The organism is Stappia stellulata (assembly GCF_020176715.1).
In the GTDB taxonomy this organism is placed as follows: domain Bacteria; phylum Pseudomonadota; class Alphaproteobacteria; order Rhizobiales; family Stappiaceae; genus Stappia.
Window position 1 is genome coordinate 207,088 of sequence record NZ_JAIVMF010000004.1, and the last position, 15,232, is coordinate 222,319.

Genomic DNA, 15,232 nt, shown 5'->3' on the forward strand with positions numbered 1-15,232 from the left:
CATGGAAACGATTTTGACGAATGCCCGCATCGTGTTGGGCGACGAGGTGATCACCGGCACGCTGCACCTCAAGGACGGGGCGATCGCTGGCGTGGATACCACCGCGAGCACCGCGGCGGGCGCCGAGGACATGAACGGCGATTATGTGATCCCCGGGTTGGTCGAACTGCACACCGACCACCTGGAAAACCACTATATGCCGCGCCCGAGAGTGCGCTGGAACCCGATCGCGGCGGTCTGCGCCCATGATGCGCAGGTTGCCTCGAGCGGCATCACCACCGTGTTCGACGCCCTGCGCGTCGGGCTCGACGAGGACGCCGGGGTGACGGCGGAGGACATGCGGCGGCTGGCCGACGCCATCGAGGCGGGCGTGGTCGGGGACCGGCTCAGGGCCGACCATTTCATTCACCTGCGCTGCGAGGTGTCCGCGCCCAATTGTCTGGAGAGCTTCCGCCTGTTCGACGGCGATCCGAGGGTGCGCATCGCCTCGCTGATGGACCATTCGCCCGGCCAGCGCCAGTTCGCGAGCCTCGAGGCCTATGCGGTCTACTACAAGGGCAAGATGAAGATGAGCGACGCGGAGTTCAACGAATTCTGCGAGACGCGCATGGCGCAGTCGGCCGAATATTCCGACAAGAACCGCACCGCCGTCGCCGATCTGGCCCGTCCGCGCGGGATCGTGCTCGCCAGCCACGACGACGCGACGACCGCCCATGTGGACGAGGCGGTCGACCAGGGGATCAAGATCGCGGAATTCCCGACGACCATGGAAGCGGCGCGGGCGTCGAAGGACCAGGGGCTCGCGGTGCTGATGGGTGCGCCGAACGTGGTGCGGGGCGGCTCGCACTCCGGCAATATCTCGGCGCGCACGCTTGCCGAACACGGGCTGCTCGACATCCTGTCGTCCGACTACATCCCCTTCAGCCTCATTCAGGCGGCGTTCTTCCTCAGCGAGGTGGTCGACGAAGTCGACCTGCCGCAGGCCGTTGCCATGGTGTCGCGCAACCCGGCGCGGGCGGCGGGGCTTGAGGATCGCGGCGAGATCGCGCTTAACCGGCGCGCCGATCTCGTGCGGGTGCGGGTCGAGGATCACATCCCGATCGTGCGCTGCGTGTGGCGCGAGGGGCGCCGCGTCGCGTGATGGGCGAGACATCCACGGGAAACGGGATGACGAGCGCACGGCCCCGGGGCCGGCTGATCGCCGTGGTCGGCCCGAGCGGGGTCGGCAAGGACAGCCTGCTGACGCTTGCCCGGCGCGAACTCGACGGCGAGCTGCACTTCGTGCGCCGGACCATCACCCGGCCGGTTGCCGCCGACGCGGAGGATCATCTGGCCGCGAGCGACGCGGACTTCGCGGCATGCGAGGCGGCGGGAGGGTTTTGTTTTTCCTGGCGTGCGCACGGGCTGAGCTACGGGCTGCCTATCGCGCTTGACGATCACCTCGCCGCCGGACGCCCGGCGGTGGTGAACGGATCGCGCAAGGTGCTGCCGCAAATGGCGGACCGGTTTCCGGGGCTTGTCATCGTTTCCGTGACCGCGGATCCGCAGGTGATCGCCGCCAGGCTGCTCGCCCGCGGGCGCGAGGATGCCGACGCGGTGGCCGCGCGTCTGGCGCGCTCCGCGCCGGTTCCGGCCGTCGCGCCGGTGCGCGTCATCGACAATTCCGGAGCGCTGGAGGCCGCGGCGGCCGAGTTCATCGGCGCGCTGCGGGCCTTTGCTCATTCCGACGGGTTGTCCTCAGACTGACAGGCTGCGTGCGGAGATGCTGCGGACACTGCGCTGAAGCCGCAGTCTTCGCCCGCCGAAGGCTGTCGGCGCTCTGACTACGGCGCTCGGGCCACGGCGTTTTCCACACATCGCGCGGACTTGCAACGCTGAGCAGTGATTTTGTGGTTTGCACGCAATTTTTGATATATGATTTTCGCAATCGATAGCTGCGCAAGACGCGGCTGCAACAGCCTGTTCCCGCCCGGCCAAGACCGGCGGGCTGCGTGCTTCGGCAAGCATCGCGGGATTTCAGGCATCATCGCAAGGTTCGAATCGTGACGGGTTTTCTGGCAACGCATGGAACGAGCGGACTGGTGCTCAGTCTCGACGACGAGGTGGCGAACGAACGCATCGTCTCCGAAATCAAGCGCGGCCGCTACGAGGCGAGCGAACTTGCCATCGCGTCGCGTTTCGTGCGCGCCGGGGACCGGGTTCTGGAACTGGGGGCCGGCGTCGGCTTCATCTCCGCCGGCGTGATGCGCAACGTGGGACCCGCCTATTACGCGGCGGTGGAGGCCGATGCCAGGCTCATCCCGCATATTCGCGAAACCCATGCGCGCAACGGCGTGAGCGGGGTCGAGATCATCAACGCCGCCTTCACCAGCGATCCGGACGTGCTGGCGAAGGGGACGGTGGCCTTTACCCTGCACCGGGAGTTCTGGCGCTCCGGGATCGGGCAGGATCAGCCGGGCAGTGCGGAAACGGTCAGCGTTCCGGCCCGGGACGTCTCCCGGTTCCTGGCGGAAAAGGACATCACCGTGTTGATCGCGGATATCGAAGGCGCCGAACTGGACCTGCTCCGCCACATCGACACCGCGCGGCTGGAAAAGATCGTGCTGGAGCTGCATCCCCAGCGGATCGGCAAGGCGGGGGTGCTGGAAATCTTCCAGATCCTCTGTGCCCGGGGATTTGCCTATAACACGGCTTTGTCCGAGGGGTCCGTAGTGTGTTTCGAGGCGGTCCCATCCCAAAGCGCGGCAATCGGCGAGGCGGCCTGTTCCGCCGGGAATCCTTGAGCGAAAAAGACGCACTTAAGCGATCGCCGAGACTTCGTAATTCTTACGATGAATTGCAAGTCATTTTTGGGAAATTTATAAATAAATTTATTGTAGTATCCGGATAAATGACAGTAAGTATTATTCGTTTTTGAATCTATCTTTTCATTTATACGATGGGTTAGCGGATCTCATTAAAGAAACATTATATTTGTTGGCGTCACTCTTGTGCTATGATGCAATATCTGTCGCGGAACACCTTCGCCGGGCGGTGTGCGGCAGTAGCAAGAGCGAGATGTGATGAAGAATCTTCGACTGGTTTGCGCCGGGTTTCTCCTGCTGGTGTCCGTGCTTGCGAGTTCGGTTCTGGCCGACGATGCGGTCGTGCTGACCGTCGACGGCCGCATTGCGGGCGATACGGCTGTCGACTTCACGCTTGCCGACCTGCAGGCGCTAGGCATGGAGCGCATCGAGACAACGACGCCGTGGCATGACGGCGTGATGGTGTTCGAAGGCGTTCCCCTGTCCAGGCTGATGGCGCATGTCGGAGCGCAGGGGGACAATCTGACCGCCATCGCTCTCAACGACTTCTACGCCGAAATCCCGATCTCCGATGCCGCGGCCTATGACGTCCTGCTCGCCTATCGCGCGAACGGGTCGATCCTGACGGTGCGCGACAAGGGGCCGCTTTTCCTGATTTACCCGTTCGACCGGTTTCCCGACCTGCGGAACGAGTTGTACTATTCCCGTTCCATCTGGCAGCTGCGCCGGCTGACGGTCAGATAAGGCCGCAATGATGGATGGGTTTTCGCGTATCGGCGAAACGCTTGTCGGAAAGATGAGGCTCCTTGCCATCATGGTGCTGGGCGGCCTCGTGCTTGTCATCATCGTGCAGGCGGAAGCGGTTCTCACGACCGGCGAGGCGGTCAACCGGTCGATGCGCTACGACATCGCCATGAACGGGCTGAACGGCAAGCTGGACGCGGTGAATGCGCTGGAACGGGTGTCTCGTTTCGCGGCAACCCGGACGCCTGAAGATGCCCAGGCCGCCCGTCTGTTCCACAATATCCTGCTGAGCCGCATCGACACCTGGTCCGCCGGGGCCTTCGGGAACTTTGTCGCCACTTCGCCGGAGCGCGTCGCGCTGCTTGAGCGGGTCCGGGCGCAAGTCTCGGGCCTGTCGCCGCTTTATGCCCGGATCGAGGATCCGGGCGTGCCGGACGAGATCCGCCGAACCCTGGCGCAGGCTGTCAGCGGACTGATCCGAATCGGCGGTCAGGCGATGATGTCGAACCTGACGGAGGCCGCGGACATCCGGGAGACGCTGCGCGAGCGCCAGCGCTTCCAGAATGCGCTCGTCATGGTGCTGATCGTGTTCGGCGCGGTCCTTTTGGCGATGATGTCGTTTCAGGCCAGAGGCCTGCGCCTGGCGCGCGAATCGGCGGAGCGCAGCGCCCGGAAGTTCGAGCAGGTTGCGCAGCGCGATCCGCTGACGCAGCTCGCCAACCGGCTGGCCTTCGACGCCGCGCTCGACAAGGTGATCGTCGAGGGCGATGCGGGCGCGGGGCGGCTGGCGGTCTTTGCCATCGACCTCGACGGCTTCAAGGCGGTCAACGACATGCTCGGCCATGCCGCGGGAGACAGTCTCCTGATGTCGGTGGCGCGGCGGCTGGAGGAAATCGTCGGCGGCTGGGGCGGCGACGGCCTCGTGTCGCGGCTTGGCGGCGACGAGTTCACGGTGCTGACCAGGGTGCCGAAGGGCGCGCCGCAGGCCAAGGCCCGGGCCCAGGAAATGATCGACGGTCTGCATGCCGCCCATGGTCTCGACCACGGAAACATCGTCGTCAATGTCACCATCGGCTACGCCCTGGTCGATGGGCAGACCGCCGATGCCGACTCGGTGGTCCAGAACGCGGATCTTGCCCTGAGCCATGCCAAGGCCGCCGGAAAGGGGCGCTCCCAGGCCTATGACGCGTCGATGCGCGAGGATGCGACGCGGCGACAGTTGATCGAGGCCGGATTTTCCTGTGCATTGTCGCGGGGCGAGATCGTGACGCACTACCAGCCCCAGGTGGAGATGGCGACCGGGCGCATCGTCGGCTTCGAGGCGCTGGCGCGCTGGCGCCATGCCGAGCTTGGCTGGATCCCGCCAAGCGAGTTCATCCGGATCGCGGAAGCCTCGGGCCGGATCGCCGAGATCGGCGAACACATCCTGCGCTCCGCCTGCCGGGACGCCAGCCTGCTGCCGCAGGACGTGCCGGTGTCCGTCAACCTGTCCGTGGCGCAATTGGCGCGCGCGGACCTGCCGGGCACGGTTGCCGACATCCTGGAAGAGACAGGGTTGCCGCCTGAGCGCCTCAAGCTTGAAGTGACCGAGAGCATGGTGATGAGCGATTCCACGCGGGCGCTCGCGACCTTGCGGCGGCTCAAGGCGCTCGGCGTGTGGATCGCGCTCGACGATTTCGGCACGGGCTATTCCGCCTTGTCCTATCTGCGCGACTTCGCCTGGGACGAGTTGAAGGTCGACCGCAGCTTCGTCCAGACCCTGGAAAGCGATGCGCAAAGCCTGCTGATCATCCGCTCCATCGTCGAGCTGGCGCAGCGTCTCAACATCAGCGTCACGGTGGAAGGGGTGGAGACACCCAGCCAGTGCGCGCTGCTGCGCCGCGCCGGGTGCCGGGTCGCCCAGGGGTTCTATTACGGCCATGCGGTGCCGGCCGGCGAACTTGCCGGCCAGTTGCTGCGAAGTTTCGCCCGGGTGCCGTTGCTGGAAAAGCCGGACCTGCTTGGAAAAGGCGCCTGAGGCTCGGGGCGGACGCGCCGGGCCATGCTCGGGTGCGGTTTGCTGTTGCTGGCGGAAGCTGATAACCAAAACACCGTTGCCGCATCCTGCGGCCAGCCGCCTTCGCGCCGGTTCATGACAATTGCCAAAAGAGGCGCCGGAGGCCAAAGCAGCCGCCGGGCGCATCGCGTTTCACGGGAGCCTTCTCGCATGTCCGATCCATGCATTATCTGCGTCGCCATCACCGGTTCGGTGCCGAAAAAGTCGGACAATCCCGCGGTTCCGATCACCGTCAGCGAGCAGATCGAAAGCACGCAGGAAGCGTTTGAGGCCGGGGCCACCATCGCCCATTGCCATGTGCGCGAGGACGACGGCACACCAACCTCCGACCCGGATCGCTTTGCCCGGCTGATGGAGGGGATCAAGACCCATTGTCCGGGCATGATCGTGCAGCTCTCCACCGGCGGCCGCTCGGGCGCCGGCAAGACACGCGGCGGCATGCTGCCGCTCGCACCCGAAATGGCGTCGCTCTCGGTCGGATCGAACAATTTCCCGACCCGCGTCTACGAAAACCCGCCCGAGCTGGTCGACTGGCTGGCAAGCGAAATGCGCACCTACAACATCAAGCCCGAGATCGAAGCCTTCGACCTGTCGCACATCTTCCAGGCTGCGGCGATGGTCGCCGACGGGCGGCTCGCCGCGCCGCTGCATGTGCAGTTCGTCATGGGCGTGAAGAACGCCATGCCGGTCGACCGCCGCGTGTTCGAGTTTTACGTCGAGACCACCCGGCGGCTGATGCCGGAGGCGACCTGGACGGCGGCGGGCATCGGCCGGCACCAGCTGGAGGTCAGCCGCTGGGCAATGGAAGCCGGCGGACATTGCCGCACCGGTCTGGAGGACAACATCCGGCTGGACCGCGACACGCTTGCCCCCTCCAATGCAGCTCTGGTGAAACGCACCGCCGATATCTGCGCCGACTACGGCCGGCATCCGGCAAGCGTTGCGGAGGCACGCGCGATCCTCGGTCTGGAGGCCTAGCGGGCCACGACCTTCGGCGGTCGGTGTCACACGAAATTGACATGTGTCAATTTCGTGTGACGGTGTCGGGTGTAACCTTTCCCTTTCACGGGAGGGTTTGCCATGCGCATCGTGCTTGTTCATCCGAATTATCATTCCGGCGGCGCCGAGATCGCCGGAAGCTGGCCGCCGGCGTGGGTTGCCTACCTCGCCGGCAGTCTTCGGCGCGCGGGCTTTGACGATATCCACTTCATCGACGCGATGACGCATCACATCGACGACGAGGCCCTGGCGGCGCGCCTTGGCGCGCTCCAGCCGGACCTCGTCGGGGTGACGGCGATCACACCGTCCATCTATACGGCCGAGCGCGTGCTCGAGGTGGCGCGCGACGCCTGTCCGGACGCGGTGCGGGTGCTTGGCGGCGTCCATGCCACCTTCATGTACAAGCAGGTGCTGAGCGAGGCGCCGCAGGTCGATGTGATCGTGCGCGGGGAGGGCGAGGAGATCTTCGCCAATCTGGTGACCGCCATCGCCGCCGGGTCCTGGCGCGATGCGGTGGGCGGGATCAAGGGGCTGGCCTTCAGGCGCGGCGACGAGATCATCGCAACGCCCGCGGCGCCGACGGTGAAGGACCTGGACGGCATCGACCCCGACTGGTCGCTGCTGGAGTGGGAGAACTACATCTATGTGCCCTTGGGCGTTCGCGTCGCGATCCCCAACATGGCGCGCGGCTGTCCCTTCACCTGTTCGTTCTGCTCGCAGTGGAAGTTCTGGCGCGACTACCGGGTGCGCGACCCGAAGAAGGTCGTCGACGAGATCGAACGGCTGGTGGAGGATCACCAGGTCGGCTTCTTCATCCTCGCCGACGAGGAACCCACCATCAACCGCAAGAAGTTCATCGCCTTTTGCGAGGAGCTGATCGCGCGCGGCCTGCCCGACAAGGTGAAATGGGGGATCAACACCCGCGTCACCGACATCCTGCGCGACGAGGCGCTGCTGCCGCTCTACCGCAAGGCGGGGCTGGTGCATGTCTCGCTCGGCACGGAAGCCGCCGCGCAGCTGAAACTCGACCGGTTCAACAAGGAAACCAAGGTCGCCGACAACCGCCGCGCCATCGAGCTGTTGCGCAACGCGGACATCTTCGTCGAGGCGCAGTTCATCGTCGGGCTTGACAACGAGACCCCGGAAACGCTGGAAGAGACCTACAAGATGGCGCGGGACTGGAACCCGGACCTCGCCAACTGGGCGATGTACACCCCCTGGCCGTTCTCGCCGCTCTACCAGGATCTCGGCGACAAGGTCGAGGTTTTCGACTTCTCCAAGTATAATTTCGTCACGCCGATCATGAAGCCGGAGGCCATGGACCGGGCGGAACTGCTCGACCGGGTGATGAACAACTACCGGCGCTTCTACATGAAGAAGGCGCTGCTGGACTATCCATGGCGCGGCAGCGGCTTCCGCCGGCGCTATCTGCTTGGATGCCTGAAGGCGTTTCTCAAGGCCGGGTTCCAGCGCACGTTCTACGACCTCGGCAAGGTCGGCTACTGGGGGCCGCAGTCGAAGAAGAAGGTCGACTTCCATTTCGACGACACGCGCAAGATCGCCCCGGCCCAGTTGGAAGACTGGGAGGCGGCGGCGGAGCGGGCGCAAAAGGCGAAGGCGGTGCGAAGCCAGGCGGCGGCGCAAAAGGCCTGCGGCGGCGGCGAGGAGCAGATGGCCGATGCGTGAGGAGGTCGCGCGCGACGGCGCGGCCGTGCGGCCTGCCGCGTCCGTGCCATCCGGTCAGGCCGGGGTGATCGGTCCCAACGCCGCCTTGCAGCTGGCGGTCGCCATGACGCAAATGGCGGGGGCGGAGGAGACCGGCCGGCTGTTTGCCGCAGCCGGACTGTCCGCCTGGCTCGAGACGCCGCCGGGCGAGATGGTTCCGGTCCCGGAGGTTGAGCGCCTCTATGCGGTTCTCTATCGCGACTGGCCCGAGACAGCGTCCGCCTTTTGTACGCAGGCCGGGTGGCGAACGGCGGATTACCTGATTGCCAATCGCATTCCGGCGCTTGCGCGCGGCGTGCTGCGGGCGCTTCCAGCCGGTGCGGCCGCGCATCTGCTTGCCCTTGCGGTGGCGCGCAATGCCTGGACCTTTGCAGGCGAGGGCACGCTGCGGGTGCTGCCGGGGCGACCGATGAAATTCCTCTTGCAGGGGCATCCGCTGGCGCTTGCCGGCTGCCCCTGGCACCGGGCGGTGTTTCAGCGTCTGTTTCGGGCGTTCGTCAGCCCGCGGGCGGCGGTCGCCCATGTGCCGGCTACCGGCCCCGACGGTCCGGGAGACCTTCTGATCGTCACCTGGTGAGACACTTTTAAGCGACGGGCGCGGCCGGCATGCGGTCGGTGAACTTCGCCGCAAGGTCGACGGAGGCTGCCTCTTGCGGATGCAGCTCGTCGTTCCAGCGGCCATCGACGACATTGCGCAGGTTCACCACCTGCACATGGGCATGTTCGCCCGCAACCCCCTCGAGCATGTCGTAGAAGGCATCGACAAGATGCCTGAGGATCGCGGCGATCAGCTCCTCGTCGACGGTCAGGTCGTAGCCTTTCGCGGTGAAAGGGACGGCAAGCCACGGCTGGCCGGCGCGCGGGGCCGGATAATCGTAGCCGTGGACGAGCATGGTGACGCCGGTGTCGGCGGCCCTGACGTCGCGGGCGATGAAGTCGTAGCCGCTCGCAAGGGTCGCCACGGCGGAGGCGAGCGCGTCCGGATCGATGCAGTCGTGCGGATCCGGGCTGCTGCCCACGGCCTGCCGGTCGCGCAAAAGGGCGACAAGCGCGCTGCCGCCGAGGATATCGTTGCCCCCGCCGGAAAAGACGAAATAGTCGAAGGTCCCGGAATCCAGCGGTTGGCGGTAGTCGCGCGCGGCCAGCATGTCCGCCAGCGTGTCGCCGGGATAGCCGACGCTGCGGCTGTAATAGGAGACGTTCTCCTCGATCACGTCGAAGAAGGTCTTCTCGTGGCCGAACAGCGTTGACCATGGCCAGAGGATGTTGATCCAGGAATCGCCGTCGGCGCACACGCGCACGAGGTTCTCCGCCGGCGCAGTTTCGCTGCTCTGGCGGGCAGCGCGCAGCCGTGCGCGCAGCTCGTCGGTCTCGTCTCGCCCGTCGGGACCGAAGATCCGATAGGCAAGGGCAACCTCCGGGTCCTTCTTCATCGATCGCCCCGGGAGCCCGAGCATGTCCAGAATTGCCTTTACCATCGTACCGCCTCCCATTTCGAGATGGCCTTGATTTTGACTGTATCCCGAAAAAATTCAATCAAAGGGTGTAAGTGCCGCGGCTGCCGGGGTCAGGCCCGAATGAGCTCGGACGGTTCTGCGGGCACGACAATGCGGGTGCCGGCCTGCTGCAGCCGGCGGCGCAGCGCGTCGGGGGGCGGACGGTCGCAGACGACCGCCGCCACGTCGGTGATATGCCCGCCGCGCACATGCGCCGGCCGGCCGAACTTGCTAGCATCGAGCACGAGATAGGCCTGACGGCAGTTCGCCAGGATCGCCTGGCGGGCCGTGACCTCCTCTTCGTGGAAGTCGAGCAGCGTGCCGTCGGCATCGACGCCGGCAACGCCGAAGATGCCGATATCGACCTTGTAGCCGGCGAAGAAGCTCTGGGTTTCCGCGCCCAGGATGTCGCAGTCGCCATGGCGCAGGCGGCCGCCGGCGATGGTGACCTCGAAGCTGTCGCATTGCGAGGCGGCAAAGGCGACATGCAGGTTGTTGGTGAAGATGCGCAGGTTCTTGTGGTGCACCAGCGCCTGCATCACGATTTCGGGCGTCGTTCCGATGGAAAACGCCAGGGCGGCGCCGTCGCGCACTTCTTCCGCAACCGCCTCTGCAATCGCGCGCTTGGCCGCGAGATTGAGGATCTGGCGCCGGGCGTAATGCAGGTTTCCCGTCTGGGCCGGCGGTTCCACCCCGCCATGGGTGCGCCGCAGGATGCCGCGCCGGCACAGTCGCGTGAGATCACGCCGGATGGTCTGGGTCGTGACCCCGAAGCGCCGGGCAAGATCCTCCACCGAGGCAAACCCGTCCGACTGCACCAGGTCTGCGATGTCGCGCTGGCGCGGCGTGATGTCCCCTTCGCCGAACATGGATGCGACGATGCTCCCTGGTTGTCTGCGGAGGCTCGCCCGAAGAGGCAAGCCGTTCGGGTGATCGTTGAACTACGTTCATATGAACATAGCGTGACGCGACGGTGCCGTCCCCGTCGCGCGGCCGCTTTTCCCTATTTTGCGCAAAGGAGCTCGCGCGCGATCCGGCAGGGGCGCATTGCCGTAAACGCAATCAGGCTATGCCCGCGTGCTGGCGCGACAGGGCTTGGCTCGTTTTTGCAAATGGTTCTCATTTTCATTGACAGTTGCAAATCATTCTCATATTCATGTTGGGCGCGGACCGGAGACGGCCGCGCAAGGACAGGCAAAGAGGCGAGGTTGGTAAATGCGCGACTGGACGAGACGGCAACTGGTGGTCGGCGCCGCGGCGCTTGGTCTGATGCTCTCCCTTGCCGCGCCGTCGCCGCTTCGCGCCGAGGGCGAGGCGCTCAAGGTCGTCGCGACCACGGGCATGATCGCCGACGCCGCGCGTCGCGTCGGTGGCGATGCGGTGACCGTGCAGGCCCTGATGGGGCCGGGCGTCGATCCGCACTCCTACCGCCAGACCCGCACCGACATCGTCGCGATGGTGAACGCCGATCTCGTGCTGCGCCACGGCCTCTATCTCGAGGCGCAGATGGAGGACTTTTTCGCCGGTCTCGGCAAACGCAAACCGGTCGTTTCCGTCGCCGAGGTTTTGCCCCGCGACGCGCTGATCGCCCATGAGGACTATGCCGACAAGTTCGATCCGCACGTCTGGATGGATCCGGACCTGTGGTCCAATGCAATCGTTGCGGTGCGCGATGCGCTGATCGAGGCGCGGCCGGCGTCGGAAGAGGTCTTCCGCGCCAATGCGGCCGCCCATCTGGAGGAAATCGCCGCACTTGCCGCCTATGCGCGCAAGGTGCAGGCGAGCGTTCCGCCGGAGGCGCGGGTGCTGGTCACCGCCCATGACGCCTTCAACTATTTCGGCCGGGCCTACGGGTTCGAGGTGCTCGGTATCCAGGGCATTTCCACGCAAAGCGAGGCCGGATTGCAGCGCGTGTCGGAGCTGGTCGACGTGCTGGTGTCGCGCGGGATCAAGGCGGTCTTCGTGGAATCCTCCGTGTCCGACCGTAGCGTGCGCGCGCTCATCGAAGGAGCGGCGTCGCGCGGCCATGAGGTCGCCATCGGCGGCGAGCTATTCTCCGATGCCATGGGCGAGGACGGAACCTATGAGGGGACCTATCTCGGCATGATCGACCACAATGTGACGCTGATCGCGCGGGCGCTGGGCGGCGACGCTCCTGAGCGCGGCGCGACCGGGCGTCTGGCGGCCGGAAGCTGAACCCGCTATCGTCGCGACACCCGCAACGCCGCCGTCGGGCGGCAGGGAGCCATGAATGTCTGCGCCCAAGCTTGAACTTGCTGCCAAAGACGGTGCCCGGGCGCCGTCGCCCACGGAAATCGCCAATGCGTCGCTGGCGCTCAGCGAGATCACGGTCTCCTATGGCGAGAAGCCGGCGGTGTTTTCCGTCGATGCCGCGCTTCCCCGCGAAAGCATGGTCGCGATCATCGGCCCGAACGGGGCGGGAAAATCCACGCTCCTGAAGGCCGCGCTCGGCATCGTGCCGCGGCTGTCCGGCAGCGTGCGTGTGTTCGGCCAGGAGATCGAGCGCGCCCGCGACCGGGTGGCCTATGTGCCGCAGCGCGCCTCGGTCGACTGGGATTTCCCCACGCGGGTGATCGACGTCGTGCTGATGGGCCTCTACCGCGAGCTCGGGCTCCTGCGCTTCGTACGCAAGGCGCACCGGGAGCGCGCGCGTGCCTGCCTGGAGCGGGTCGGCATGGCCGACTTCGCGGAGCGTCAGATCGGCCAGCTCTCGGGCGGTCAGCAGCAGCGCGTCTTCCTGGCCCGCGCGCTGGCGCAGGATGCGGATCTCTATCTGCTCGACGAGCCCTTCGCCGGCGTGGATGCGGCGACCGAAAAGGCGATCATCGACGTGCTGCATACGCTGAAGGCGGCGCGCAAGACCGTGGTTTGCGTCCATCACGACCTGGCGACGGTGGTCGATTATTTCGACCACGTGCTCCTGATCAACGTGCGCAAGATCGCCGAAGGGCCGACGGCCACCACCTTTACCTCGGACAATCTCCAGGCAACCTACGGCGGGCGGCTGGCCTCCACCCATATCGACCAGCTCAAGCTGTCGAGCTGATCGGCCATGCCCGACGCCATCCTCTCCGCGCTTCTGTTCCAGGCCGGCTACAACGCGGCTCTCGTCGCGATCGGATCCGCGCTGCTGGGGATCGCCGCCGGCGCCGGCGGCACCTTCCTGTTCCTGCGCAAGCGCGCATTGATCAGCGATGCGGTGGCCCATGCCACGCTGCCCGGCATCGGGCTGGCGTTCATCGCCATGGTCGCGCTTGGCGGCGACGGCCGCAATCTTGTCGGGCTGCTGGCCGGTTCGGCGGTGTCGGCCGCCGTCGGACTGTTGCTGGTCGACTGGATCGTGCGCCACACCCGCCTTGCCGAGGATGTCGCCATCGGCGCGATCCTCTCGGTGTTCTTCGGACTGGGCATCGTGTTGCTCACCGTGATCCAGACCATGTCGAGCGGGCGTCAGGCGGGGCTGGAAGGCTTTCTGCTGGGCTCGACCGCGGGCATGCTGCGCCAGGATGCGCTGGTGATTGCCGTTGGCGGGGCGCTGGCGCTGGCGGTTCTGGTGCTGCTGCGCCGGCCGATGACGCTGGTCGCCTTCGACCCGGGCTATGCGGCCGCGCGCGGCGTGCGGGTGCAGGCCGTCGATCTCGCCATGATGGGGCTGGTGCTCGCCGTCACCGTGATCGGGCTGAAGGTCGTCGGCCTGATCCTGATCGTCGCCATGCTGATCATCCCGCCGGTGACCGCGCGGCTGTGGAGCGAGCGGACCGACACGGTGGTTGCGGTCGCGGGCGTGCTCGGCGGGCTTGCCGGCTATCTCGGGGCGGCGATCTCGGCTTCCGCGCCCAATCTGCCGACCGGGCCGATCATCGTGCTCGTTTCGTTCTCGCTATTTTGCTTTTCGCTGCTGATGGCGCCCAGCCGGGGCGTGCTTGCGGCCGCGGTGCGCCACCGGCGGTTTCAGCGCCGGGTGCACCGCCGGCAAGGCCTGCTGGCGCTGGCCCGCAACGAGCCGATCCTCGATCCGTTGACGCTGAAGGTGCTGCGCCGGGACGGGCTCATCCGGCCCGACAAGGTGGCCACCGACGCCGGACGGGCCCGGGCCGCCAAGGCGCTCAGGGACGAGCGTCGCTGGGAGGTGGCGCGGCGGATGCACCAGGACGAGGGGGCCTCGGGCCGCTACGACGGGCTGACCTCCATCGAGACGGTGCTGACGCCGGACGAGATCGCGGCGATCGACGCGGAGATCGGTGCGCCGCGGCTCGCTGGCCAGGGAGCCAACTGACCATGGATGCCTTTCTGCAACTCTCTCTCGCACCGATCCTGATCGGCGTGCTTTCGGCGATCGCCTGCGCGCTTCCCGGCAATTTCCTGATCCTGCGCCGGCAGGCGCTGATCGGCGATGCGATCAGCCATGTGGTGCTGCCAGGCATCGTCGTCGCCTTTCTCGCCACCGGGGTCATCGCGGCGCTGCCGATGCTGGTCGGCGCGGCCGGGGCGGCGCTGGTCGCCGTGGTGTTGATCGAGACGATCAAGCGGGTCGGACGGATCGAGCCGGGTGCGGCGATGGGCGTCGTCTTCACCGCCATGTTCGCCGGCGGCGTGCTCTTGCTGGAACAGACCGACACGAGCGCGGTGCATCTCGACGTGGAACACGCGCTGATGGGCAATCTGGAAAGCCTGATCTGGTTCGACGCCGCCGGATGGGGCTCGCTTGTCGACCCGGCAGCGCTCGCCGGGCTGCCGCCAGAACTGCCGCGGATCGCCGTGGTGGCCGCCGTGATCGCGCTGCTCACCTTCGTGTTCTGGCGTCCGCTCAAACTGTCGACCTTCGACGAGGGCTTCGCCGCGACCGTCGGCGTGCCGACGCGGACGATCGGGCTGGCGCTTGTCGCGGCCTCCGCCGTTGCCGCCGTCGCCGCCTTCGATGCGGTCGGCTCGATCATCGTCATCGCCATGTTCATCTGTCCGCCGGCGGCGGCCCGGCTGATGACCAACCGGCTGGAGGCGCAGGTCGGCTGGAGTATCGTCTTCGCCACGGTGTCCGCCATCCTCGGCTATGTGTTCGCCGGCTATGGCCCGCTGTGGTTCGGCGCGCAGAATGCCGTCAGCGCGGCCGGCATGATCGCGGCGGTGTCGGGCGCCATTCTCGCCGTCGCCTGTCTCGCGGCCCCGCACCGGCGCCGCATCGGCGCCGCGCAGGGGCAGGGCTAGGCGTCAGACGCGGACACCCGGGCCGATTGCCGGCCGGGCGCCTGGCCCGGACCTCAAGAACCTCGCCGGCTGCGGATATCATGATCTTCCCTTTGCCATGACCCGGAGGTCGGCGCGCGTCTGGCCGTGTGTCGTTTGCACGGTGGCAAGACGTCGATGAACCGCCCGCGGCGGTCTGCGGC

Annotated in this window: 14 protein-coding genes; 12 read left to right on the forward strand and 2 right to left on the reverse strand. The window is 66.5% G+C overall.

The genetic code is table 11. The features are described 5' to 3' along the window. The first annotated feature begins 1 nt into the window (after nucleotide 1). The 8 genes from LC092_RS07335 (at nucleotide 2) to bchJ (ending at nucleotide 8,905) form a co-directional block, all read left to right on the forward strand. Nucleotides 2-1,141 (forward strand): alpha-D-ribose 1-methylphosphonate 5-triphosphate diphosphatase, encoded by a 1,140-nt coding sequence (locus LC092_RS07335; protein ID WP_224805799.1) that lies wholly within the window; start codon nucleotides 2-4, stop codon nucleotides 1,139-1,141. Nucleotides 1,142-1,167: 26 nt separating this feature from the next. Next, nucleotides 1,168-1,746, forward strand: a complete 579-nt coding sequence (phnN, locus tag LC092_RS07340) for a phosphonate metabolism protein/1,5-bisphosphokinase (PRPP-forming) PhnN (protein ID WP_224805800.1) — start codon at nucleotides 1,168-1,170, stop codon at nucleotides 1,744-1,746. A 296-nt stretch (nucleotides 1,747-2,042) separates the two neighbouring features. After that, entirely contained in the window at nucleotides 2,043-2,783 is a 741-nt protein-coding gene (locus LC092_RS07345) for an FkbM family methyltransferase (RefSeq protein WP_224805801.1), read from the forward strand. 279 nt (nucleotides 2,784-3,062) lie between these two features. Then, on the forward strand, nucleotides 3,063-3,548 hold the full coding sequence (locus LC092_RS07350; RefSeq protein WP_224805802.1) for a molybdopterin-dependent oxidoreductase: 486 nt from the start codon (nucleotides 3,063-3,065) through the stop codon (nucleotides 3,546-3,548). Nucleotides 3,549-3,555: 7 nt separating this feature from the next. Beyond that, complete coding sequence (locus tag LC092_RS07355; protein ID WP_224805803.1) at nucleotides 3,556-5,565, forward strand: putative bifunctional diguanylate cyclase/phosphodiesterase; 2,010 nt, start codon at nucleotides 3,556-3,558, stop codon at nucleotides 5,563-5,565. 189 nt (nucleotides 5,566-5,754) lie between these two features. Further along, nucleotides 5,755-6,582 (forward strand): 3-keto-5-aminohexanoate cleavage protein, encoded by an 828-nt coding sequence (locus LC092_RS07360; RefSeq protein WP_224805804.1) that lies wholly within the window; start codon nucleotides 5,755-5,757, stop codon nucleotides 6,580-6,582. A 102-nt stretch (nucleotides 6,583-6,684) separates the two neighbouring features. Further along, nucleotides 6,685-8,289 (forward strand): magnesium-protoporphyrin IX monomethyl ester anaerobic oxidative cyclase, encoded by a 1,605-nt coding sequence (bchE, locus tag LC092_RS07365; RefSeq protein ID WP_224805805.1) that lies wholly within the window; start codon nucleotides 6,685-6,687, stop codon nucleotides 8,287-8,289. Further along, complete coding sequence (bchJ, locus tag LC092_RS07370; RefSeq protein ID WP_224805806.1) at nucleotides 8,282-8,905, forward strand: bacteriochlorophyll 4-vinyl reductase; 624 nt, start codon at nucleotides 8,282-8,284, stop codon at nucleotides 8,903-8,905. The genes bchE and bchJ overlap by 8 nt, the downstream gene beginning before the upstream one ends. Nucleotides 8,906-8,912: 7 nt before the next feature. Here the strand turns inward: bchJ and LC092_RS07375 are convergent, their stop codons facing one another. Both LC092_RS07375 and LC092_RS07380 read right to left on the reverse strand, forming a co-directional pair. Next, nucleotides 8,913-9,806, reverse strand: coding sequence for a hypothetical protein (locus LC092_RS07375; RefSeq protein WP_224805807.1), 894 nt, complete (start codon nucleotides 9,804-9,806; stop codon nucleotides 8,913-8,915). Between the two features lie 89 nt (nucleotides 9,807-9,895). Beyond that, entirely contained in the window at nucleotides 9,896-10,693 is a 798-nt protein-coding gene (locus LC092_RS07380; RefSeq protein WP_224805808.1) for a DeoR/GlpR family DNA-binding transcription regulator, read from the reverse strand. A 346-nt stretch (nucleotides 10,694-11,039) separates the two neighbouring features. Between LC092_RS07380 and LC092_RS07385 the strand changes: the two genes are divergently transcribed. From LC092_RS07385 to LC092_RS07400, 4 genes are read left to right on the forward strand one after another with little or no spacing between them, the layout of a single operon-like run. Further along, a complete protein-coding gene (locus LC092_RS07385) occupies nucleotides 11,040-12,020 on the forward strand; it encodes a metal ABC transporter solute-binding protein, Zn/Mn family (RefSeq protein ID WP_224805809.1) in 981 nt (326 codons plus the stop codon). A 55-nt stretch (nucleotides 12,021-12,075) separates the two neighbouring features. Further along, entirely contained in the window at nucleotides 12,076-12,891 is an 816-nt protein-coding gene (locus LC092_RS07390; RefSeq protein WP_224805810.1) for a metal ABC transporter ATP-binding protein, read from the forward strand. Between the two features lie 6 nt (nucleotides 12,892-12,897). Then, entirely contained in the window at nucleotides 12,898-14,121 is a 1,224-nt protein-coding gene (locus tag LC092_RS07395; protein ID WP_224805811.1) for an iron chelate uptake ABC transporter family permease subunit, read from the forward strand. Between the two features lie 2 nt (nucleotides 14,122-14,123). Beyond that, the gene (locus LC092_RS07400; protein ID WP_224805812.1) at nucleotides 14,124-15,050 is read left to right on the forward strand and encodes a metal ABC transporter permease; all 927 of its coding nucleotides are present in this window, start codon (nucleotides 14,124-14,126) and stop codon (nucleotides 15,048-15,050) included. Nucleotides 15,051-15,232 lie beyond the last annotated feature (182 nt).